Genomic DNA, 20,674 nt, shown 5'->3' on the forward strand with positions numbered 1-20,674 from the left:
GCCGCTGGACTCCGCTACGGGAACTCGACGAGGGCGTCGTCGACGCCCCGAAGGCTCTCCGCGAGCCGCGAGTCGGATGGCACCGCTCCGAGGAACTCGGCGGAACCGAACTCGGCGCCGCCGTTGACCGAGACCATCCCCAAGTCCGCCGGGTCGCCGTCGAGTCCGATCAGGAACGCGACGGTCCGAACGGCGGGGACATCGTCGACGCGAGCCGCGACGTCGACGGAGCCGTACAGCGACCGGTGCGTGGCCACGTGGTGGACGCAGGTCGGCGTGGGCGCGAACAGCAGCAGGTAGCGCGCACCCGGCTCGGTGCGGCCCAGCTTCGGTCGGATCGCGTGGCGCTCGTCGGCGTGGAAGTACCGCTCCATGCGGCGGTACTGTCGCAGGACCTCGTTCGCGCCGGTCGCGCGGCGCACGGCGGCGTCGGCCTTCAGTTCGATCACGTGGTCGACGCGCTCGGGGGTCCGCAACCGGACGTACGCGTCGACGACCCCGCGCCGCCCCTCCGCGTCGTACGGCTCTTCCAGCCGGATCTCCGGATCGTCGTGGACGGCCGCGTAGTGGTCGACGACGCGCGCCGCCAGCTCGTCCTCCCGCATACGTTCGGTTCAGGGGGCCGCCGGCGAATAAATCCGCCGACGGCGCGGTCGCGAGCGATCGCCAGAGGGCCTACTTAACCCCTGCGGCCGTTCCGATGATTCGGTGTGTATCAAGAGGTTTGTAAGGCTCGAAGGCGTATCTGAACTGATGTCTGAAAAGCTGAGTAGACGGCGGTACGTCGTCGGAACCGGATCCGCGCTCGCCCTCGGAACGATCGCCGGCTGTTCCGGCGGCGGAGGGGACGGGTCAGACGGTTCCGGTGGCTCGGATGGCTCTGACGGCGGCTCGGACGGCGCGGGAGAAGCCCTCGACGACGTCCCGAGCGAAATCGACGAGTACCTCGCGGACGCCCGTATGTACGACGGCACTATCGCCGACTACACCGGACAGGACGAGGTCACGGTTTCTGTCGGAGCTGGCGACGTCGGCTTCGCGTTCGATCCCGCGGCGATCCGGATCGACTCCAGTACGACCGTCGTCTGGGAGTGGACCGGCGAGGGCGGCGCCCACAACGTCGCCTCCGTAGAGGGGTCGGAGTCCGACTTCAACAGCGGCGACGCGGTCGGCGAAGAGGGAGAGACCTTCGAACAGTCGTTCGACAACACCGGCATCCAGCTCTACCAGTGTACGCCCCACCAAGCGAACGGGATGCTCGGCGCCATCGAAGTCGTCGAGAGCTAACGCCGGTCCGCGCTCTCCGCGGGTTTCGCTTTTCGGATGCGTCGGTGCCCATGCGGGTAGCGGAAGCGCCGAGAGACCGAGACTCCGTTCAGGGCAGGAACGACCACCGCACGTCGACGATGCGGTCGTGCTCGCTCGTCACGGTCGGCCGCGCGAGGTGGTCGTTCGCGTTGACGCCGGCGTTCGCCAGCCGGATCAGGGCGTCTTCCAGCGACCGATCGGAGCGCTCGACCGACGCGTCGCGCTCGTACGGGGCGTCGATCGGCTCTTCGGGCGCGTTCGCGATGTTTACCTCGCCCGCGAGATCGGCGCCGATGGCGCGCGGCGGCTGGTGAAACCGCCAGTCGCCGACCGCGAGGAACAGCCAGACGTCGCCGTCGATGGCGTGGTACTCCCCGGTAACGTGTGCGTCCTCGTGAGCGACGATCCGCGACAGAACCGCCGTTTTCGTTCGGTAGAGGGCGTCCTTGCGTGCGGAGCGGACGTTGCTCTCGGTGACGTCGCCGCGGTCGTAGGCGGCGGTCGCCTCGTCGGCGAACTGCTTTGCGACCTTGTTGACGACGTACAGCGATTCGAGCAGGTCGTCGGTCGGTTCGAGCGGGTCCACGTTGGTGCCTCGGGGTTGGAGTCGAGGACAGATCCGCGCGTCGAAGGCATAGGCGTTTCGGGGTCCCGCGGGCCGCGCTCGGGGACCTCACGGACTGCGAACTCGCGCCGGAACGGGGGTCGGATGGTTAATTCTTTAAGCACACGGACGAAGGAGTGGGCAAGCAATGTCGGACGATTCGCTCAAACTGTACACAGCGATATACGTCGCGCTCCTGGTCGCCGCGACGCTGAACTTCGTTCTCTTCGAGGCCACGTTCCTCGACTTCACGTACGCCCAAGCGCTCGGCGGGACGCTGGTGATCGCGACGGTCAAGACGCTGCTCATCGTCGCCTACTTCCAGCACCTCCGGTGGGAGAACCGCTCGCTGACCTACGTGATGGCGCTCGCGCTCGCGCTCACCATGCTGTTGATGGCCGCGGCGACGTACTCCATCTCCTAACGCCGCCGGCTCGCGGTTCTCTCCTCTTCCCCTCTTTCTCCCCGACATCCGATCGGTCGCCCCGGCAGTTCTGACACGTTCGGGCGTGTTTTTTGTACTCGTGTGCGAACGGTAGTGTATGCAACTCCGTGACGCTACCGCAGCCGACGTCGACGCGATCCGAGAAGTCGCCCGCGAGTCGCTGCTCGCCTCCTACGGCCACGCGGTCGACGAGGCGCTGTTGGCCGAGGCGGTCGACGAGTGGTACGACCCCGACGACCTCGTCGCGGACATCGACGACGAACGGACCGTGTGTCCGGTCGCCGTCGTCGACGACGACGTGGTCGGATTCGCCGAGAGCTACGTGGTCGGACGCCGCGAGCGGGTCGGCGAGATCGATTGGGTCCACGTCCACCCCGACCACCGCGAGTCCGGGATCGGTTCCGGCCTCCTCGAACGCGTCGAAGCGGAGCTTCGAGACGCGGACGTCGACCGTCTCGAGGCACGCGTTCTCGTCGCCAACGAGGCCGGCACCACGTTTTACGAGCGCGAGGGGTACGAGCTCGTCGGCGAGCGCTCCGTGGAGATCGGCGAGGAGACGTTCGACGAGCGAGAGTACCGCAAACAGGTCAGTCGACTGACCGGTATCTCCGAGGGCGTCGTCGAGACGGCCGCCGGAGACACCGTCTACGTCGCCTTCGACGAGAACGAGCGGGGTTCGCTCGGCCCCTTCTACGTCGCGTACGCCGACCCCGACCGTGAGCAGCGGTACGGCTACTTCTGCGGAAACTGCGAGGGGACCGACATCGCCATCGACACGATGGACCGCATGGAGTGCGCCGACTGCGGGAACCGCCGGAAACCGTCGCGCTGGGACGCCGCCTACTGAACTCCGCCCGGCGATCGACCGATCGGCCCGCGGCGACTCCGCCGACCTACAGCGTCTCTTTCACGCCTAACACGCGCTCTTCGGCCTCGCGCCCGGGGTCCCACTCGCTCCCGTCGCGCTCGGCCTCCCGGTGTTCGGCGACGGTCCGCGCCATCGCCTCGTCGACGGGCGTCGACTCCCAGCCGAGACCGGCGAGCGCGCACGTGTCGAGCAGGTGCGGGTACTCGCGGTAGAGCGCGAAGTCGTCCGGTTCGAGCCCGCCGGCCGCGAGGGCGTCGGCGCTCGCGGGCACGACCTCGCAATCGGTGCCGGCGACCTCGGCGATCGTCGCCACCGTCTCCTCGAGGGTGAGCGCTCGTCGATCGCCGACGTTGTACGCCGCCCCGGGGTCGCCGCGCTCGGCGACGACCCGGAGCGCGCTCGCGACGTCCTCGACGTACGCCCGATGCCAGAGGTTCTGCCCGTCCCCGGGAACGACGACGCGGTCGTACGAGAGCACCCGGTCGATCCAGTAGTCGAGTCGCTCCGTGTAGTCGTACGGACCGTAAACGATACACGGCCGGACCGCAGTCGCGTTGACTCCCTCCTCGGCGGCCTCGAACACGGTCCGGTCGCCCTCGGCCTTCCGGTTGCCGTACGTCTCCATGCTCTCGTCGGTCGCCTGTTCGGGCGTACACGGCTGCAGCGGCGTCTCGCCCTCTCGTTTGGGGATCTCCTCGTCGGCGTAGCTGGACCCCGAAGAGACGTACACGTACCCCTCCACGTCGGCGAACACGTCGACCGCGGTCTCCACGTCGCCGGGGTGGTAGGCGACGCAGTCGATCACGATGTCGGGCTCCGCGGAGAGCTTCGCCGTTCGGAGGGCGCGCTCGTTCGTCCGGTCGCCCTCGACGTGCGTCACGCGGTCGTCGTCGGCGAACGGGTTCTCGCGGGTCCCGCGGTTTAACATCGCTACCTCGTACCCGTTCGCGAGCAGGTCGGAGACGGTGTGCCGGCCGATGAACCGCGTGCCGCCGATAACGAGCGCCGTGTCGGTCATACCGATCCTCGGGCCAGCGCCCTCAAAAGCGTGACCGAAGCGGACCGGGGCAGGCGAACCGGCGGGCGGATCGGACATCCACCCCTCAGTCGTCGGCGCGCGGCCCGTCGGCTCGCCACCGCCTGTAGAGTAGGTACGCGATCCCGAGCCCGAGGACCCACGTTCCGACCCCGAACATCGCGTAGCCGATCCCGATGAGAAAGTCGCCGGTCGGGATACCGAGCATACCGTTACTCAGCGTCTCGGCCTGATAAACGCTCCGAGCGAGGAGCAGTTACACGGTTCCGGGGTCCGTACCTCGCGCCATGACAGACCGCAGTCGCCGTCGACCGTGGCTCGCCGTCCTGTTGGCGCTCGTCGTCTCCGGGCTCGGACACGCCTACCTCCGCCGCTGGGCGCGCGCGTTCGGCTGGTACGTCGCGGTGACCGCGACGCTCGTTCTCGTCGTTCCCGACGCGGCGGTGGACCGACTCGTCGCCGGCGACCCGCCGCCGGTCGCCGATATCGCCCCGGCCGTGCTCGTCGTCGCCGCCAGCGTGATCGACGCGTACGTCCTCGCGCTCCGCAACAACCGCGCGTACGAACGCGACCAGCGGCCGAACACGGGAGCGCTCTCGGGCCGAGCGAACTCGGAAACGGCGCCGGAGCGGGCGGATCCGGGAGCGTCAACGGAACAGACGGACACCGGGACGCTGACCGATCGGTCCGACCGGTCGACGGTCGACGACGGGGGCGACGCTGAGGCGGTGTCGTGTCCGCACTGCGGCCGCGCGACCGACCCGGCGTTCAACTTCTGTCAGTGGTGCGCCGAGCCGGTCGACGAGTGAAGTCGGCACGAGCGACGCGCGGGCTACCCTGACGCGGCCGACCGAAAAAGAATCCGACAAAAACGGAACGCGACGGCGAACGCCGCCTCAGAAGAGGTAGAACAGCGGGAAGATGAACACCCAGACGATGTCGACGAAGTGCCAGTAGAGGCCGAAGTACTCCACCGGCCGCTCGTCGTCCAGGTAGTGGCCTTGGTAGGCCCGGACGAACAGGTAGGAGGCGATCAGGACGCCGATGACGACGTGGAGCCCGTGGAGCCCCGTGGTGACGTAGTAGATCGACGCCTGAATCGGGTCCCCGTGGGCGTTCGAGCCGATCATCACGCCGCGGTCGAACACCTCGTGATGCCACTCCCACATCTTGATTCCGAGGAACGTGAACGAGAGCAGAATCGTCGCCCCCAGCGAGGCCAACAGCCCCTGCCGGCTGTTCCGGTGGGCGGCGACGAGCGCTAAGATCACGGTGAACGAGGAGGTGATCAGCACGAACGTGTTGATGAGGCCGGGGAGCGACTCCGTCAGCGGCTCCCACGTCATCCACCCGGCGTTGTACCGGACGAAGATGGCCGCCGAGAGGAACGCGCCGAAGACGATCACGTCGGACGCTAGGAAGAACCACATTCCCAGCTTCACCTTCTCGACGCCGTTGAACGGCCACCGCTCGGCGAACTCGCTCGGCGGCGCGTAGAAGTCCTCTAACCCCCACTTCACGCCGCTCGCGATCAGCCCGACGAGTCCGACGACGATGAACACCGGGTACACCGCGTTCGAGATTTCGACGCTCGTCGACGCGAGCGTCTCGCCGACGATGAACGTGACCGAGTCGGAGAATCCCGAGAGCCCGAACAGGAAGAACCCGGTCATCAGCGAGAGGGCGAACGGCCAGATGCTCGCGTGGCTCGGGTGTTTGTCCCAGTACGGGTACTCCTTGATGTGGTCGGAGTGACTGTTCCCGCCGTCGGTCGCGGCGTTGCCGTCGCCGTCGGCCTTCACCGCCGGACCGCCGTCGGGCACGTAATCTTTCACGAACTCGAGCTTGCCGGACGCGTACGAGGGGCGGTTCGGCCAGTTCTCGAGGGGCGGCGGCGAGGAGACGGCCCACTCAGCGGTCCGCGAGTAGTCCCACGGGTTGTCGCCGGCGGGCTCGCCGGCGACGTAGGACTTCGCGAAGTTGTAGAACATGATGAAGAAGGAGAACCCGAGGATGAACGCCCCGATCGTTCCGATCTGGTGGAACGTCTGGAACTGGGGGTTGTACTCGAAGACGCGGCGGGGAGTCTCCCAGCCGAGGAACATGGAGAAGTACACCATGTTGAAGCTGACGAAGAAGATCACGAAGTGGAGCTTCCCCAGCAGCTCGTCGTACATCTTCCCGGTCACTTTCGGGAACCAGTAGTACGCGCCGCCGAACAGCGCCGTCGCGCCCCCGAACATGACGTAGTGGAAGTGCGCGACCACCCAGTAGGTGCCACGGAACTCGTAGTCGAGGACGATGGCGCCGAGGAACACCCCCGTGATACCGCCGAGGATGAACAACAGCAGCGCGCCGAACGCGAAGAGGAACGGCGTCGTGAACTGGATCCGCCCCTTAATCAGCGTGTAGATCAGCGAGAACACGACCAGATCGAAGGGGAGCGAGATTCCGATGGTGGTCGCCATCATCAGTGTCTTGATCTCCAGGTTGATCGTCGTGAGGAACATGTGGTGCATCCACACGAGGAACGACTGGACGGAGATGAGACAGATGGAGATGATCACCCATTTCCGACCGACGAGGCGGCGCCCGGAGAACGTCTGGAACAGCTCCAGCATGACCCCCAACGCCGGGAAGAAGACGATGTACACCTCCGGGTGGCCGAAGAACCAGAACAGGTGCCCCCACAGGAGGGAGCCGCCCTCGGTCGCGGAGAAGTACACCGAGCCGAGCACGCGGTCGGAGGCGAGGATGAGCCCGACGGCGAGCAGCGCGGCGAACGCGAACAGCATCATCCACACGGTCGCGAGGATCCCCCAGGTGAACATCGGCATGTCCATGATCCCCATCCCCTCGGCCCGGGAGTGGTGGATCGACGTGAGGAAGTTCACCGTCGACGCCGTGATACCGATGGTGAACATCGCGAGCGCGAGGACCGCCCCCGTCGACCCGATACTCGGCGTGTACATCGGGATGTTGAGCGGGGCGTACATCGTCCAGCCCGCGCTCAGCGTGCCGCCCTGGAAGAAGCTAATCCCCAGCAGCACGCCGGAGAACAGGTACATCCAGTACGAGAGCGCGTTCAGCCGCGGGAACGCTAGGTCGTCGGCGCCGATCTGGAGCGGGACGAAGTAGTTCGCGAATCCGAACCCGAACGGCGAGAGGAACCAGAACACCATTATCAGCCCGTGGGCCGTGACCGCCTCGTTGTACGCGAGCCCGGACAGCACCTGGTTGGCCGGGTCCCAGAGCTGGACGCGGATCAGCAGCGCGAGCACGCCGCCGAACAGCAGGAAGAACAGCGCGGTGATCGTGTAGAGGATGCCGATGTCCTTGTGGTTGGTCGTGACGAGCCAGCGCTTGACGGACGTCGTCGGCGGGAGTTCGCTCATGCGGGGACACCTCCGACGGCGGCGGCGTCGATGCTCGCGCTGGAGGAGCTACCGCCCGTGTCCTCGTACCACTCCTCCCACTCGTCCTGCGGGAGGACCGTGATCTGGCCCTTCATCGCCGAGTGCCCCGAGCCGCACAGCTCGAAGCACTCGACCCTGAACGTCGCCTCGCCGCCCTGCGCCTCGACCTCTTCGGAACTCACGGAGAACCAGTTGGTGTTGGTCTCTCCGGGGATAGCGTCGGATTTTATCCGTAGCTCCGACGAGCCGAAGTTGTGCCACACGTCGCGTGAGGTCACCGCGATGTCTATCCGCTGATCGGCCGGCACGATCATCTCGCCCGTCGTGGTGTGGCCGTTCGGATACTCGTACTCCCAGCCGAACTGGTACCCTTCGACGAGGATCTCGATGTCTCCCTCCCCACTCGTGTCGGGGCCCTCCTCGACGTAGAGGAGGATCCCGTACGCGTACACGACGAGACTGATGACGACGATCGCGCTCAACCCGAACGAGAGGAAGAGCTTCTTCGCTTTCGGACCGCCCTGTCCCGTCGGAAGCTCGCCGACCACCGGCGCGTCGAAGTCCGCTTTCGGTTCGCCCCCGTCGTCGCGGTACTTGTACACGTTCCACAGCGTGTACGCGACGACGATTGTACCGACGAGCGTACCGAGCGCGAGGAAGACGAAGAAGATCTCGTCGAAGACCTCCGCCTGCGCGCGCCAGTCGCTCCCCTGTTGCAGGATAATTGGATCTATCATGTTCGTCTGTCTGCTCTTGTGTCCCCCTTGGCGATGGCACACTTAGCTCTTGTGTAGCGCGACCAGAAGGGCTGTAACGACCCCCCGGGCGAGACACCTCCACGACGCCGACAACGCCAGACCGGTACCGACCGACCCGCCCCGAAGCGGCTGTCTGTGGGGAGGCGGTCCGGACGCGTCTCCGGTACTGGTCCGAACGTGTATACGAAGGCTATTTGTACACGCGAACGGACCGCCTAATAACGAAACCCACCATGGTCTCACTCACGCTCCTGAGCACGGCACTAATGGGGCTGCTTGCCGCAGCCACGTTCCTCGCCGTCGCGAGGATCGGCGCGCAGCGAACGGCGCCCGGGACGGACGGATCGCCCGACAGATACGCCGCGATCGTCGGCGCGCTTCGGGATTTCATTCAGAAGCCGGTCGTCTGGGCCGTCGCGTTCGTCGCCATCGCGGTCGGCGTCGGCGGCGTCGCCCTGCTCGCAGTCGGCGACTTCGGGCTCCCCGAGGGGCTCTCCGGGAGCCTCCTCGGCGTCGCCTACGCCGCGGTCGGACTACTGGTGACCGGATTCGTCTTCCTCGGTGCGTACTTCGGCACCCGAAACCGCGGACTCGGCAACGCGCACGGCGTCGCTGCCGGGTCGTTCGCCGCCGGACTCGTCTTCCTCGTCCTCATCGCGGTCCAGCTCCTCGTGGGCGTCGTCGGCTGAGGTCGGTTCCGTCTGCTCTTCTCCTTCGTGCGTTCGCTCCGGATCCGCCGAGCCACCGGATCACGTCGGTAGAGGCCGACGGCGTATCGTTCTCGCGTCGCTCGTCAGTGCGGTATTCGATCGCTCGGCGCGACAACGGACCGCACTCGGCGGATCGGTGTTACGGTGAGGCCAGCGGCGCTACGCGACCGCGACGCCGTTCCGCGCGAGAAAGTCGCTCGCGGCCTTGATCTCAACGGGACTGCCGATGATCCGGTAGTAGCCGTCGTCTTCGACGACCGTTACGGTGAACCGCTCCCGGAACCGCTCTCTGAGGCCGTCGAGGGCGTGACACGGGAGGACGATTTGAGTGCTGTCACGGAGGCTCGACGGGTCGGGCATACGTCGTGCGTGTCTACTTTGCGTCACGGATATAACCGTGTCGAAGCGTCGACACGATGGCGGCGCGTTCGCAGGGGCTGTGGCGGCGACCGGTCCGCGGCGGGGTCGTCCGGCGGGTCGAAGGAACACCTTTAACGAGACGAACGGCCGACTGTACGCCAATGGGACTGGAAGCAGAGATCGAGGACCTCCGCGAGGAGATCGCCGACACGCCCTACAACAAGGCCACGGAGGCCCACATCGGGCGCCTGAAGGCGAAGCTCGCGGAAAAAAAGGAGAAGCTGGAGAACCAGTCCTCCGCCGGCGGCGGCCACGGCTACGCGGTCGAGAAGCACGGCGACGCCACGGTCGCGCTCGTCGGGTTCCCGAGCGTGGGCAAGTCCACTCTCATCAACGCCCTCACCAACGCCGACAGCGAGGTCGGCTCCTACGAGTTCACCACGCTCGATGTCAACCCCGGCATGCTGAAGTACCGCGGCGCGAACATCCAGATCCTCGACGTACCGGGACTGATCGAGGGCGCCGCGGGCGGTCGCGGGGGCGGGAAGGAGGTGCTCTCGGTCGTCCGGACCGCCGACCTCGTCGTGTTCATGCTCTCCGTGTTCGAGATCGAGCAGTACGACCGCCTCCGCGAGGAGCTGTACGCGACCAACATCCGGCTCGACACGGATCCCCCCAACATCAACATCCGAAAGACCCACAAGGACGGGATCGGAGTGACGATGAGCGACGACGTGAGCCTCAACGAAGGGACCGTCAAGCAGGTGCTCCGTGAGTACGGCTACGTCAACGCAAAGGTGACGATCCCCCACGACCTCACGATCGACGAGCTCGTCGACGCCGTGATGGACAACCGCGAGTACCTCCCGTCGATGGTCACGGTGAACAAGGCCGACCTCATCGACAAGAGCTACCTCCCGACGGTCAAAGCGGAGCTCCGTGAGCGCGACCTCGACCCCGACGACGTGCTCTTCATCTCCGCGGAGAAGGAACTCGGGCTCGACGGGCTCAAAGACCGGCTCTGGGAGGAGCTCGGTCTCATCCGGATCTACATGGACAAGCCCGGCCGCGGCGTCGATTACGAGGAGCCGCTGATACTGTTCGAGGGCGACACGGTCGGCGACGCCTGCGAGAAGATCGGCGGGGAGTTCGACGAGCGGTTCAAGTTCGCGCGCGTCTCCGGTCAGAGCGCGAAACACGACGACCAGCAGGTCGGCAAGGGTCACGAGCTGGCGGACGAGGACGTGCTCCGGATCGTCGCGCGGAAGTGAGTTTACGGGTTAGAGCCCCAGCTCGCGCCCGAGCACAACGTGTTGGATCTCGCTCGTTCCCTCGCCGATCTCCATCAGCTTCGCGTCGCGGTAGAACCGCTGGGGCGCGAAGTCGGTGGTGTACCCGTAACCGCCGAGCGTCTGCACCGCCTCCTCGGCGACCTCCCGGGCCGCCTCGCTGGCGTCGAGCTTCGCCAACGCCGATTCTTGAGTCACCGACTCGCCGGCGTCGTACGTCGTCGCGGCCTTGTGCGTGAGCAGGCGCGCGCGCTCCGTCTGCCGGTGCATGTGGACCACCTTGTCGCGGATCGCGTCGAACGTCGCGATCGGCTTCCCGAACTGCTCGCGCTCGCCGGCGTACTCCTTGGCGGCCTCGTAGGCGCCCTGCGCGAGCCCGACCGACAGCGCCGCGATGGAGATCCGCCCGCCGTCGAGCGTCTTCATCGTCTGCGTCCACCCGTCGCCCTCCTCCCCGAGCAGCCGGTCCTCCGGGATCCGGACGTCGTCCAACTGGATCTCGCAGGTCGGCGAGGAGTTGAGTCCCATCTTGTCCCAGACGGTCGTGACCTCGAACCCGTCGTCGTTCTCCGGGTCGACGATGAACGTCGAGATGCCGTCGTACCCCGCGCCGGGATCGGTGACGGCCTTCACCAGCACGCTGTTGGCGACGTTCGCGTTCGTGATGAACTGCTTCGTCCCGTTCAACACGTACTCGCCCGCGTCGGGGTCGTGCTCGGCGGTCGTGTCCATGTCCGAGGCGTCTGAGCCGCTGCCGGGCTCTGTGAGCGCCCACGCGCCGATCCCGCCGCCCTCGGCGAGCGGGCGAAGCCACTGTTCCTTCTGTTCGGGCGTCCCGAACAGCTCGATCGGCTTCGCGCCGAGCGAGGTGTGGGCGGCGTACGACAGGCCGATCCCGCCGGAGACGCGGCCCAGCTCCTCGGTGACGAGGGCGTACATGAGCTGGTCCCCGCCGAGCCCGCCGTACTCCTCGCTCACCGGGACACCCATCACGTCGAGGTCGTTCAGGTCGGCAAACACCTCGTCGGGAAACCGGTGTTCGTCCTCGATCTCCTGGGCGATCGGTCGGATCTCCGACTCGCAAAAGTCCCGGACGGTGTCACGTATCATCCGGTGTTCGGCGGGTAGCTCGAAGTCCATGGGCAAGAATTGCGACCGCTCGACATAAACGATGCGAACGTCCGTGATCGATCCGGAGGATCCCCTCTCCGTCCTCATTCCCACGCGCCTCCCGCCCCGGAGCGCCGGGCGAGGACGCATTTAAACGTCGTCGCCGCGTTCGATTCCGACATGGAGCTCCGCCGGCTCGTGCGCGGTCGCGTGGACTGGCCCGACATCGAGCGGGTCGTCCGAGAGCTGGCGGACCGGTACGACCGCGAGGAGATGCGGGTGCGCTTCCTCGACGCCGACAACTGGCTGTCGACGCCGATGGTCCTCGACGACGACCTGTTCGTGAAGGTGATCACCCGACAGAACACGCTCGTCCACACGCTGTTCACCACCGGGCGAAATCTCGGCGCCGTCTCCGCCGGCACGGAGGGCTTCTTCGAGCGCTACGAGACCCCCTACGAGATGGCCCTGCACGAGCTGGAGGCGACCCGGAAGGTCCGCGAACTCGGCGTCAACGCCCCGGAGCCCGTCGAGGCGTTGGAAGTCGACGACCTCGGCGTCGTCGTCCTGGAGTACCTCCCCGAGTTCCGGGCGCTCGACGAGCTCGACCGGGCGGCCGTCGGGGAGCTGGCGCCGCCGCTGTTCGAGACCCTCCGGACGATTCACGACGCCGGGCTCGCCCACGGCGACCTCCGGGCGGAGAACGTCCTCGTGCGCGACGGCGACCTGTACGTCATCGACGCGACGAGCGTGAGCGAGGCGGGCCGCGAGTCGGCGCGGTCGTACGACCTCGCGAGCGCGCTCGCCGCGTTGGAGCCCCTCATCGGCGCGCCGGGCGCGATCGACGCCGCGTTGGAGAGCTACTCGACCGACGAACTGCTCGCGGCCCGGCGGTTCATCGACTTCGTCGCGATCCGCCCGGACCACGACTTCGAGGCCGCGGAGCTGAAAGGGGAGTTGGAGAAACGGACCACCTAGGACGAGGTTTCACCCGGTCGGGTCGGCTGACTCGTCCGGCGGGTCCGCTCGCTCGGCGCTGACGACCCAGATCCCGGCCGCCATCAGCGCGCCGCCGCCGAGGAAGCCCGGACCGAGCGACTCCCCGAGCAGCGCCGCGCCGAGCGCCGCTCCGACGGCGGGCTGCGCGAAAAAGAACGCGGCGACGGTCCCCGCTGGGACGTACTCCAACCCCTTATATCAGAGATACCAGGCCGCCGCCGTCGACGCGGTCCCGAGGTACAGCACGGCACCCACCGACTCGACGGTCAACGGGAGTTCGGCCGGCGAACGCCCGAGGTACCACAGCTCGCCGGCAGCGAGGGAGCCCAACATCGGGACGCTCGCCAGCGCCGAGTAGGTCGCCGCCCGGAGCGCCCCGTGCCGCCTGACCGCGCGGAGGCCCCAGACGGTGTAGGCGGCCCACGCCGCGCTTCCGACGAGCAGCAGCGTCACGCCGAGCAGGTTCCCGGCGGCGATCGACGCGAGATCGTACTGGCCCGCGAGGACGACCGCGGTGCCGACGGCGGCGACGGCCATGCCAGCGGCTTTCGTCGCGGTGACGCGCTCGCCGAGCACGAGCGCGCCCAGCGCGACGGTGAACACCGGCGTCAACACGGTCAGGAGCGACCCCTGGCTGGCGTTCGTCAGCTCGGTGCCGACGAACTGGGTGGCGACCGTCAGAGTCACCCACCCGCCGAGCCCCGCGAACGTCGCCCACTCTCCCCGCGTCGGCGCGGTCATGCCGCGGCCGGCGACGGCGAGCCAGAGCGCTCCGGCGCCCAGCGCGACTCGGAGAAAGCCGAGCGTCACCGGCGGGATCAGCGCAAATCCCCACTTGCTGACGACGTACATCCCGCCCCACAGCGCCGCGGCTGCGAGCGGGGCGAGGGCGAAGGCGTAGCGTTCGAGGCCTGCTGACATGACGTGGGTCGAGCGGCTTCGGTGCGGTCGGTTCGCCGGCGGTCGGCGAGGCGGATCGGCGCGGCACCGACACGTGCCGAGCTCGCGGGAGGTTCAGCCGCCCAGGTACAGCTGCGAGACCTCCTCGTCGTTCAGCAGCTCCTCCGGGGTCCCCTCGAACCGGACGGTCCCTTGATCGAGGACGTAGCCCCGGTCGGAGATGCCGAGCCCCTTCGTCACGTTCTGCTCGACCATGAGGATCGCCGTGTCCATATCGTTGACCTCCTGGACGTCCTCGAACACGTCGTCGGCGGTGTTCGGCGCGAGCCCCGCGGAGGGCTCGTCGATGAGGAGCACGTCGGGCTCCATCACCAGGGCCCGGGCGAACGCGAGCACCTGCCGCTGGCCGCCCGAAAGCGTCCGCGCCTTCGCGGTGCGCTTCCGATCGATGATCGGGAACCGGTCGTACAGCGTCTCGATCACCTCTTCGAGGCCGTCGTCGCGCGCGACGCCGCCCATCCGGAGGTTCTCGTCGATCGTCAGCGAGCCGAACACGTTGTCGGTCTGTGGGACGTAGCCGATCCCATCGCGGACGATCTCCTCGGGAGCCATCCCGCCGATGTCGCGGCCGTGGTACCGGACGGTCCCCGTCCACGGGGTCAACATCCCGAACGCCGTCTTGAGCACCGTCGACTTCCCCGCCCCGTTCGGGCCGACGAGACAGACGATCTCGCCCGGATCGAGCCGGATCGAGCAGTCGTCGAGCACCTGCACCTCGCCGTACCCGCTGTCGACGCCCGACAGCGAGAGCACGGGATCGGTTCCGCCGTGAGGCCCGTCCGGAGCCCCGGTGGTGTCGTCGCTCATGTGCCGCCTCCGAGGTACGCGTCGATGACGCGGTCGTCGCTGCGGACCCCCTCCGGCGTCCCCTCGGTCAGGACGTGTCCCTGATCGAGGACGACGATCGGGTCCGCCAAGTCCATCACGAACTCCATGTCGTGCTCGATGAGCAGGAAGGTCGTCCCCTGCTCGTTGAGCCGCCGGATCTGCGACTTCAGCTTCTTCGCGAGCGTCGGGTTCACCCCCGCGACCGGCTCGTCGAGCAGGAGGACCTCCGGCTCGGCGAGCATCGCTCGCGCGAGTTCGACGAGCTTCATCTGGCCGCCGGAGATATCTGTCGCGGGCTGGGCGGCGAGGTGGTCGATCTCGAACTCCTCGAGGATCCGCTCCGCGTCGGCGAGGTTCGCCGACTCGCTCTCGCCGACCGTTCCGGGCGAGGCGAACAGCCTGAGGAACGACTCGCCGGGCTGTTTCCGCGGGCCGACCAGCATCGCCTCGCGGACCGTCATCCCCTCCAGCTTGCGCGGGGTCTGGAACGTCCGGATGAGCCCGTGGTCGGCGACCTGATACGGCTCCATGCCGGTCACGTCGGTCCCGTTCACTTCCACGGTCCCGCCGTCCGGCTCGTAGAAGCCGGAGATGAGGTTGAACAGCGTTGATTTCCCGGCGCCGTTCGGGCCGATCAGTCCGGTGATCGTGCCGCGCTCGACCGCGAACGTCGCGTGGTCGGTCGCCGCGAGCCCGCCGAACGACTTCTGGAGGTCGTCGACGCGCAGGACGGCGTCGTCCGTGGGGAGGGCGCCCTCACTCATCGCCACCACCTCCCTTCTGCTCGCGGACGCCGCTGTCGGGCGTCTCCGGCGTCCCGCGTCCGTCGACCGCGCTCGGCCAGATCAGTTCGCGCTGCGGCGGCAGGATCCCCTGCGGCCGGTAGCGCATGACGGCGACGATCACGACCCCGATCAGCAGTAGCCGCAGCGGCGCGGGGTCGATCGGGAGCGCCACGTCGTTCAAGAAGCGGGTCCCCTCGCGGATCGTGACGATCACGATACCGCCGAACAGCGCGCCGCGGTTGGAGCCGCTACCGCCGAGAATCACCGCGACCCACGCGTAGAACGTCGTGATCGGGTCCAAGTCGCCGGGCCCGACGTAGAGATTCAGGTGTGTGTAGAACACGCCGGCCAGCGCCATTATCAGGCTACCGAGGACGAACGACTGCATCTTGAACGAGTACGTGTTCTTCCCGAGCGCTCGCGCGAGGTCCTCGTCGGAGCGGATCGTGCGAAGCACGCGGCCCCACGGAGACCGGTGCGCGCGTCGGAGGACGTAGTACACCGTCCCCGCGAACGCGAGCACCAACAGCACGTTCAGCGAGGCGCGCCAGAACGCCGTCTCGAGGATCACCGGTGACCCCGGGATCACCTCCAAGCGGAGTCCGGGCATGGTTTCCGGGAACGTCGAGAGCACCGGCCAGCCCGAGAAGAACCCCGGGATGCCGCGGACCCCCGCGCTGCCGTTGGTCAGCCACCGCTCGTTGAGCACGATCAGCCGCATGACCTCCGCGAGGCCGAGCGACGCGATCGCGAGGTAGTCGGCCCGGAGCCGAAGCGTCGGGATCCCGATCAGCAGCGCCAGCACGAGTGCGACGACGAGCGCGACGACGAGTCCGACGAGCGGGTTGAACCCGCCCGCGATCGGTGAGCCGCTCGCGGTCATCAGCGCGGAGCCGTACGCGCCGATCCCGAAGAACGCGGCGACGCTGAAGTTGATCAGGCCGGTGAACCCCCACTGGGCGTTCAGCCCGAACGACAGCAGCGCGTACATCCCCGCCAGTCCGACGAGGAACAGGAAGTAGGTCGGCCCGAGCGCGCCCGTGAGCAGCGCGGCGAGCAGGAACAGCAGGAACGCGACGCTGACGCCGAGCACCCACCCTTCCGGGCGGGTCAGCTCCGCGATCGCCCCCTTCGGATCGGTGAGCGCGCTCATGTGGCCGCCTCCCCGGCGATACCGTTCGGCCGGACGAGCAGCACCGCGACCATGATCACGAACGCGATGGCGTTCGCGTACTCGATGCTTATCAGACTCTCCAACGCCGCCGCGAGCCACCCCGGCCAGATCGGGAGCGCTTCGACGACGGTGGAGAAGAACGGCGTTAGCTGGTTTATCATGCCGATGAGGAAGCCGCCCGCCATCGCGCCGTAGACGGAGCCGATCCCGCCGAGGATCACCGCGGCGAAGATGACTAGGAGGAGGTTAAAGCCCATCCGCGGCGCGAGTTGGTTGAACAGCCCGAGGAACACGCCGCCCGCCCCGGCGAGGCCGGCGCCGATGACCCACGTCCAGAGCTTGACTCGCTTCGTTCGGATCCCGCTGACCCGCGCGAGGTCGGGGTTGTCGGCCATCGCGCGCATCTTCCGGCCGAGGTCGGTGTACTGGAGCAGCACGTGGAGCCCGACGACGAGCACCACCGCCGAGCCGACGATCGCGACGTCGTGGAGCGTCACCCGGACGCCGTACGGCACCAGCGACTCGATCGGTCGCTGCGCCTGGATATCGAACCGCGTGAAGTCAGATCCGAACCGGATCTGGATCAGCGCGCGGTAGATGAACGCGATCCCGATCGACGTGATCAGCAGGCCGATCGAGTCGATGTCGAGCGGCTCGTAGATCAGCTTCTCGGTGGCGACCGCCACCACCGCGGCGGCGCCGATCCCGACGACGAGCGCGAGGAAGAATCCGAACGGGAGTCCCAGGACCGCCCCCCCGAGCCCGCCGACGGCGCCGAACGTCACGAGCGCCGCGTACGCGCCGATCGTCATCGTGTCGCCGTGGGCGAAGTTAGCGAAGTCCGCGATGCTGTAGACGAGCGACAGCCCGATGCTCCCGAGGACGATGATGCTGCTGAAGACCAGGCCGTTAGCCAGGTATCCGAGGACGGTCATCGATCGGGATTAGCCTTCGACGAAGTCGATGCCTTCGTACTCGTGATCCCGGACCTCAAGCACCTGGAGGAACCCGACGGGGTCCCCGTTCTCGTCGAAGTCGATCGGTCCGCTGACTCCCTGGTAGTCGACGTCGTCCGGTCCGCCGCCGTCCGCGATGATCTCGCTCGCGGCCTCGAACGACGTCACCGTCTCGCCCTCGGGGCCGGAGACGCGCCGGACGGTGTCCTGGAGCGCCGCGCCGGTGAACTCGTCGGCCGCTTGGATCGCGAGCGCGGCGTTGATGACGCAGTCGAAGGCGTACGACGCCCACGACGTCGGCTGTTGGCCGTATTCCGACTCGAAGGCGGACGCGAACTCCTGGTAGTTCTCTTCCTCAACCGGCGCGGAGGGAACGACGATCTTCATGCCGTTCATGCTCCCCTCGGGCGTGTTCTCGAGGACGCTGTCGCCGGAGACGGAGTCGGCGCCGTAGAACTGCGCCTCGTATCCGGAGGAGAACGCCTCGTTGACCATCGTCGCGAACTCGGCCTGATACGTGATGAACAGCCACGCGTCCGCGCCGGAGCCGTTCATCTCCGAGATGACGCTGGAGTACGACTGCTGTTCCTGGTCGTGGGGGTTGTTGTAGACGACGTCGCCGTCGTACGCGTTCACGAACGCGTCGGTGAGGCTCTGCCCGTAGTCGTTGTTGACGTAGGTGATCGCCACCTCGTCGTACCCGTCCTCGGCGATGATGTTCGACAGCGCCAGCGACTGGCTGCGACCGGACGGCGACATCCGGAGCAGTCCCGGGAAGTCGGTGAGGCTGAGGCCGGTGGAGTTCTGGCTCAGCTGGACGACGTCGGTCCCCTCGACGACGCTCTCGTAGATAGCGAGCGAGACGCCCGAGCCGACCGCGCCGATGAGGAACGGGACGCCGTCTTGGTTGACGAGCTTCTGGGCGGCCGCGATCCCGCCCTGGTTCTCGCTCTCGGAGTCCTCGACGGCCAGCGAGAGTTCGCGTCCGTCGATGCCGACCTCGTTGACGCGGCTCAAGGCCATCTCGGCGCCGCGCTGGTTCCGCTCGCCGAACGCCGACAGCGACCCCGTCAGGGAGTCGACCATCCCGATCTCGTACGGTCCGGCAGACTCCCCGCCGTCGTCGCCGTCGTCGCCGTCGTCGCCGTCGGAGCCGTCGCTCCCGTCGGAGCCGTCGCTCCCGTCGGAGCCGTCGCTCCCGTCGTCGCCGTCACTTCCGTCGGACCCGTCGTCAGTCGTGCTCAGACAGCCCGACAGGGCGACGAGCCCCGCACCGCCGGTCAGTTTCAGCAGCGTTCGCCGGTCCGCCATGCCCGTGGTATCTCGTGACATATATGACCTGGTATCTCCGTGGATATCGGGGTATCTTAACCCCGGCCCGTCCATGGTCGGGGCGGCCGTACATGTTCTCCTCCGCCGCCGCGACATCTGGTCGTGACACTTGATTGAGGTATTTGAATGGGGTATTTCAGTGAGACATTTATTCAGTCGTTAAACCCGCACAACAATTGGTCGGGTGGCCATATATACCGATACGGATCCGCGATGTGTGTATGATACCGCCTATCGCGAGCAACTTTGTCGCCGGGGAGACCCCGGAAGCGGCGCTCGCCCACGTCGAGGCGCTCAACGACCGCGGCGTGGCCGGCATCCTGAACCTGCTCGGCGAGCACTACGAGGAGCGAGCGCCGGCCGACGCCGACGCCGACGCGTACGTCGACCTCGTCGGGGCGATCGCGGATCGCGACGTCGACGCCTGCGTCTCAGTGAAGTCGAGCCAGATCGGCCTCGACATCGGCGACGACGTCTTCGAGGAGAACCTCGCGCGCATCGTCGAGGCGGCTAACGCCCCGGCGGCGACCGGCCCGGACGGGACGGGCACGTTCGTCTGGATCGACATGGAGGACCACGAGACCACCGACGTGACGCTCGACGCGTTCGAGCGACACGCGGTCGCGACGGACGGCAACGTCGGCGTCTGCGTGCAGGCGAACCTGAAGCGGACTCGAGACGATCTCGAGCGGCTCGCGGACCTCCCAGGGAAGGTCCGGCTGGTCAAGGGCGCGTACGACGAGCCCGCCGAGCTCTCGTACAAGGAGAAGGCCCGCGTCGACGAGTCGTACCGCGACTGCCTCGCGTACATGTTCGAGGCGTTCGAGGGCGGGATCGCGGTCGGGAGCCACGACCCCGCGATGATCGAGCACGCGAAGGAGCTGTACGCCGAGCACGGGACCCCCTACGAGGTGCAGATGCTGACGGGCGTCCGCGAGTCGGCGCAGTTCGAGCTCGCGGCCGAAGACGACGTGGAAGTCTACCAGTACATCCCGTACGGCTCCAAGTGGTTCTCCTACTTCTACCGGCGGATCCGGGAGCGCAAGTCGAACGCGCTGTTCGCGCTGCGGGCGGTCGTGGGGAACTGATCGGTTTCGGCCGGGGATCGTCGTGTGGACGCCGTCGGACTCTTACCTTTCAGCGAGACTCACTTCGCCGACGGTTGGTCACGCAAAACGACGCGTGATCGATCGCGGGAGTGAGTGTCTCAGTGTGCCGGAGCGGTTATTGTATGTGAACGAGCGGCGCGCCGTCGGCTGTTTATAAATGACCGACGGCTCAGCGGCGGACAACTCCAAAGCCCCACACCGCTCTGCGCAGCACCTCACACCTCCCCAACCTCGCGGTTCGCGCTCTCCGAGCGCTCACCGCGTCCCTCGCGGACTCCTCGCGGTCGCCGGCGGCGACCGCTCGGAGGCGCGCCACCGCCTCATCTGTTTATAAAACGCAAGAAGAATACCCGCGGCTTTAGGCGCGGGATGAATCCGACAACGCCGACACGTTCCACCGTCGATGGCACAGCCTGAGTTTCCCAATCCTCCCTTTTAATTATCAATCGCTTCAACAGGGAAGTAAGGTCAGGTCGGAACGGAGCGGATTCCGAACGACCTTCGGAGGCGGTCTACCCGCCACTCAATGAGACAGTATCCGAAACACCGACACGGTGAACGCGAATCCTCGAAGGGTTCGTCGTTGTGCCCGTCGGTCGAGCAAGCCGAGGATAACTTCGAGTCCAG

The 20,674-nt window shown here is 67.1% G+C and carries 21 protein-coding genes and 1 pseudogene; 8 read left to right on the top strand and 14 right to left on the bottom strand.

Annotation, left to right across the window (positions count from 1 at the left end):
• Positions 1-14: 14 nt before the first annotated feature.
• Positions 15-605 (bottom strand): hypothetical protein, encoded by a 591-nt coding sequence (locus OQF71_RS04195; protein WP_280586003.1) that lies wholly within the window; start codon positions 603-605, stop codon positions 15-17.
• A gap of 148 nt (positions 606-753) precedes the next feature.
• Here OQF71_RS04195 and OQF71_RS04200 point away from each other — a divergent pair, with 148 nt between their 5' ends.
• On the top strand, positions 754-1,287 hold the full coding sequence (locus OQF71_RS04200) for a halocyanin domain-containing protein (RefSeq protein WP_280586004.1): 534 nt from the start codon (positions 754-756) through the stop codon (positions 1,285-1,287).
• A gap of 88 nt (positions 1,288-1,375) precedes the next feature.
• Here the strand turns inward: OQF71_RS04200 and OQF71_RS04205 are convergent, their stop codons facing one another.
• Positions 1,376-1,894 carry a hypothetical protein gene (locus tag OQF71_RS04205; RefSeq protein ID WP_280586005.1) on the bottom strand — a complete coding sequence of 173 codons (519 nt, stop codon included), beginning with the start codon at positions 1,892-1,894 and terminating at the stop codon, positions 1,376-1,378.
• Positions 1,895-2,060: 166 nt separating this feature from the next.
• Between OQF71_RS04205 and OQF71_RS04210 the strand changes: the two genes are divergently transcribed.
• Together OQF71_RS04210 and OQF71_RS04215 are read left to right on the top strand one after the other, a co-directional pair.
• Positions 2,061-2,336: a cytochrome C oxidase subunit IV family protein gene (locus OQF71_RS04210; RefSeq protein ID WP_280586006.1), complete on the top strand. Its 276-nt coding sequence runs from the start codon at positions 2,061-2,063 to the stop codon at positions 2,334-2,336.
• Positions 2,337-2,454: 118 nt separating this feature from the next.
• Complete coding sequence (locus OQF71_RS04215) at positions 2,455-3,204, top strand: GNAT family N-acetyltransferase (RefSeq protein WP_280586007.1); 750 nt, start codon at positions 2,455-2,457, stop codon at positions 3,202-3,204.
• A gap of 46 nt (positions 3,205-3,250) precedes the next feature.
• Here the strand turns inward: OQF71_RS04215 and OQF71_RS04220 are convergent, their stop codons facing one another.
• Complete coding sequence (locus OQF71_RS04220; protein WP_280586008.1) at positions 3,251-4,243, bottom strand: NAD-dependent epimerase/dehydratase family protein; 993 nt, start codon at positions 4,241-4,243, stop codon at positions 3,251-3,253.
• An 85-nt stretch (positions 4,244-4,328) separates the two neighbouring features.
• On the bottom strand, positions 4,329-4,469 hold the full coding sequence (locus OQF71_RS04225; RefSeq protein ID WP_280586009.1) for a hypothetical protein: 141 nt from the start codon (positions 4,467-4,469) through the stop codon (positions 4,329-4,331).
• A gap of 79 nt (positions 4,470-4,548) precedes the next feature.
• Between OQF71_RS04225 and OQF71_RS04230 the strand changes: the two genes are divergently transcribed.
• A complete protein-coding gene (locus OQF71_RS04230; protein WP_280586010.1) occupies positions 4,549-5,070 on the top strand; it encodes a zinc ribbon domain-containing protein in 522 nt (173 codons plus the stop codon).
• A gap of 87 nt (positions 5,071-5,157) precedes the next feature.
• Here the strand turns inward: OQF71_RS04230 and OQF71_RS04235 are convergent, their stop codons facing one another.
• Positions 5,158-7,656, bottom strand: a complete 2,499-nt coding sequence (locus OQF71_RS04235; RefSeq protein WP_280586011.1) for a cbb3-type cytochrome c oxidase subunit I — start codon at positions 7,654-7,656, stop codon at positions 5,158-5,160.
• The gene (coxB, locus tag OQF71_RS04240; RefSeq protein ID WP_280586012.1) at positions 7,653-8,414 is read right to left on the bottom strand and encodes a cytochrome c oxidase subunit II; all 762 of its coding nucleotides are present in this window, start codon (positions 8,412-8,414) and stop codon (positions 7,653-7,655) included. The genes OQF71_RS04235 and coxB overlap by 4 nt, the downstream gene beginning before the upstream one ends.
• Positions 8,415-8,668: 254 nt before the next feature.
• On the opposite strand from coxB, the gene OQF71_RS04245 reads away from it, so the two are divergent.
• The gene (locus tag OQF71_RS04245; protein WP_280586013.1) at positions 8,669-9,124 is read left to right on the top strand and encodes a hypothetical protein; all 456 of its coding nucleotides are present in this window, start codon (positions 8,669-8,671) and stop codon (positions 9,122-9,124) included.
• A 180-nt stretch (positions 9,125-9,304) separates the two neighbouring features.
• Here the strand turns inward: OQF71_RS04245 and OQF71_RS04250 are convergent, their stop codons facing one another.
• Positions 9,305-9,505, bottom strand: coding sequence for a hypothetical protein (locus OQF71_RS04250; RefSeq protein ID WP_280586014.1), 201 nt, complete (start codon positions 9,503-9,505; stop codon positions 9,305-9,307).
• A 161-nt stretch (positions 9,506-9,666) separates the two neighbouring features.
• On the opposite strand from OQF71_RS04250, the gene OQF71_RS04255 reads away from it, so the two are divergent.
• On the top strand, positions 9,667-10,776 hold the full coding sequence (locus tag OQF71_RS04255) for a GTPase (RefSeq protein WP_280586015.1): 1,110 nt from the start codon (positions 9,667-9,669) through the stop codon (positions 10,774-10,776).
• A gap of 9 nt (positions 10,777-10,785) precedes the next feature.
• Here the strand turns inward: OQF71_RS04255 and OQF71_RS04260 are convergent, their stop codons facing one another.
• Complete coding sequence (locus tag OQF71_RS04260; protein ID WP_280586016.1) at positions 10,786-11,934, bottom strand: acyl-CoA dehydrogenase family protein; 1,149 nt, start codon at positions 11,932-11,934, stop codon at positions 10,786-10,788.
• Positions 11,935-12,084: 150 nt separating this feature from the next.
• Between OQF71_RS04260 and OQF71_RS04265 the strand changes: the two genes are divergently transcribed.
• Positions 12,085-12,882: an RIO1 family regulatory kinase/ATPase gene (locus OQF71_RS04265; RefSeq protein WP_280586019.1), complete on the top strand. Its 798-nt coding sequence runs from the start codon at positions 12,085-12,087 to the stop codon at positions 12,880-12,882.
• A 9-nt stretch (positions 12,883-12,891) separates the two neighbouring features.
• Here the strand turns inward: OQF71_RS04265 and OQF71_RS04270 are convergent.
• From OQF71_RS04270 to OQF71_RS04295, 6 genes and pseudogenes are all read right to left on the bottom strand, one after another.
• A pseudogene (locus OQF71_RS04270) lies at positions 12,892-13,824 on the bottom strand (DMT family transporter).
• Positions 13,825-13,917: 93 nt separating this feature from the next.
• Positions 13,918-14,670 (bottom strand): ABC transporter ATP-binding protein, encoded by a 753-nt coding sequence (locus OQF71_RS04275; protein WP_280586021.1) that lies wholly within the window; start codon positions 14,668-14,670, stop codon positions 13,918-13,920.
• Positions 14,667-15,455, bottom strand: coding sequence for an ABC transporter ATP-binding protein (locus OQF71_RS04280; RefSeq protein WP_280586022.1), 789 nt, complete (start codon positions 15,453-15,455; stop codon positions 14,667-14,669). The genes OQF71_RS04275 and OQF71_RS04280 overlap by 4 nt, the downstream gene beginning before the upstream one ends.
• Positions 15,448-16,629, bottom strand: coding sequence for a branched-chain amino acid ABC transporter permease (locus OQF71_RS04285; RefSeq protein ID WP_280586023.1), 1,182 nt, complete (start codon positions 16,627-16,629; stop codon positions 15,448-15,450). Before OQF71_RS04285 ends, OQF71_RS04280 begins: the two co-directional genes overlap by 8 nt.
• A complete protein-coding gene (locus OQF71_RS04290; protein ID WP_280586025.1) occupies positions 16,626-17,585 on the bottom strand; it encodes a branched-chain amino acid ABC transporter permease in 960 nt (319 codons plus the stop codon). The genes OQF71_RS04285 and OQF71_RS04290 overlap by 4 nt, the downstream gene beginning before the upstream one ends.
• A gap of 9 nt (positions 17,586-17,594) precedes the next feature.
• On the bottom strand, positions 17,595-18,938 hold the full coding sequence (locus OQF71_RS04295) for an ABC transporter substrate-binding protein (protein WP_280586027.1): 1,344 nt from the start codon (positions 18,936-18,938) through the stop codon (positions 17,595-17,597).
• 221 nt (positions 18,939-19,159) lie between these two features.
• On the opposite strand from OQF71_RS04295, the gene OQF71_RS04300 reads away from it, so the two are divergent.
• On the top strand, positions 19,160-20,026 hold the full coding sequence (locus OQF71_RS04300; RefSeq protein ID WP_280586029.1) for a proline dehydrogenase family protein: 867 nt from the start codon (positions 19,160-19,162) through the stop codon (positions 20,024-20,026).
• Positions 20,027-20,674: the final 648 nt, after the last annotated feature.

It is taken from the genome of Halorubrum sp. Boch-26, from assembly GCF_029889805.1.
Taxonomy (GTDB): domain Archaea; phylum Halobacteriota; class Halobacteria; order Halobacteriales; family Haloferacaceae; genus Halorubrum.

Bases quoted from the DNA above. Each gene is read 5' to 3' on its own strand.
- OQF71_RS04195 (WP_280586003.1), bottom strand. From the start codon at position 605: ATGCGGGAGGACGAGCTGGCGGCGCGCGTCGTCGACCACTACGCGGCC.
- OQF71_RS04200 (WP_280586004.1), top strand. From the start codon at position 754: ATGTCTGAAAAGCTGAGTAGACGGCGGTACGTCGTCGGAACCGGATCC.
- OQF71_RS04210 (WP_280586006.1), top strand. From the start codon at position 2,061: ATGTCGGACGATTCGCTCAAACTGTACACAGCGATATACGTCGCGCTC.
- OQF71_RS04215 (WP_280586007.1), top strand. From the start codon at position 2,455: ATGCAACTCCGTGACGCTACCGCAGCCGACGTCGACGCGATCCGAGAA.
- OQF71_RS04220 (WP_280586008.1), bottom strand. From the start codon at position 4,243: ATGACCGACACGGCGCTCGTTATCGGCGGCACGCGGTTCATCGGCCGG.
- OQF71_RS04225 (WP_280586009.1), bottom strand. From the start codon at position 4,469: ATGCTCGGTATCCCGACCGGCGACTTTCTCATCGGGATCGGCTACGCG.
- OQF71_RS04230 (WP_280586010.1), top strand. From the start codon at position 4,549: ATGACAGACCGCAGTCGCCGTCGACCGTGGCTCGCCGTCCTGTTGGCG.
- OQF71_RS04235 (WP_280586011.1), bottom strand. From the start codon at position 7,656: ATGAGCGAACTCCCGCCGACGACGTCCGTCAAGCGCTGGCTCGTCACG.
- coxB (WP_280586012.1), bottom strand. From the start codon at position 8,414: ATGATAGATCCAATTATCCTGCAACAGGGGAGCGACTGGCGCGCGCAG.
- OQF71_RS04245 (WP_280586013.1), top strand. From the start codon at position 8,669: ATGGTCTCACTCACGCTCCTGAGCACGGCACTAATGGGGCTGCTTGCC.
- OQF71_RS04250 (WP_280586014.1), bottom strand. From the start codon at position 9,505: ATGCCCGACCCGTCGAGCCTCCGTGACAGCACTCAAATCGTCCTCCCG.
- OQF71_RS04255 (WP_280586015.1), top strand. From the start codon at position 9,667: ATGGGACTGGAAGCAGAGATCGAGGACCTCCGCGAGGAGATCGCCGAC.
- OQF71_RS04260 (WP_280586016.1), bottom strand. From the start codon at position 11,934: ATGGACTTCGAGCTACCCGCCGAACACCGGATGATACGTGACACCGTC.
- OQF71_RS04265 (WP_280586019.1), top strand. From the start codon at position 12,085: ATGGAGCTCCGCCGGCTCGTGCGCGGTCGCGTGGACTGGCCCGACATC.
- OQF71_RS04275 (WP_280586021.1), bottom strand. From the start codon at position 14,670: ATGAGCGACGACACCACCGGGGCTCCGGACGGGCCTCACGGCGGAACC.
- OQF71_RS04280 (WP_280586022.1), bottom strand. From the start codon at position 15,455: ATGAGTGAGGGCGCCCTCCCCACGGACGACGCCGTCCTGCGCGTCGAC.
- OQF71_RS04285 (WP_280586023.1), bottom strand. From the start codon at position 16,629: ATGAGCGCGCTCACCGATCCGAAGGGGGCGATCGCGGAGCTGACCCGC.
- OQF71_RS04290 (WP_280586025.1), bottom strand. From the start codon at position 17,585: ATGACCGTCCTCGGATACCTGGCTAACGGCCTGGTCTTCAGCAGCATC.
- OQF71_RS04295 (WP_280586027.1), bottom strand. From the start codon at position 18,938: ATGTCACGAGATACCACGGGCATGGCGGACCGGCGAACGCTGCTGAAA.
- OQF71_RS04300 (WP_280586029.1), top strand. From the start codon at position 19,160: ATGATACCGCCTATCGCGAGCAACTTTGTCGCCGGGGAGACCCCGGAA.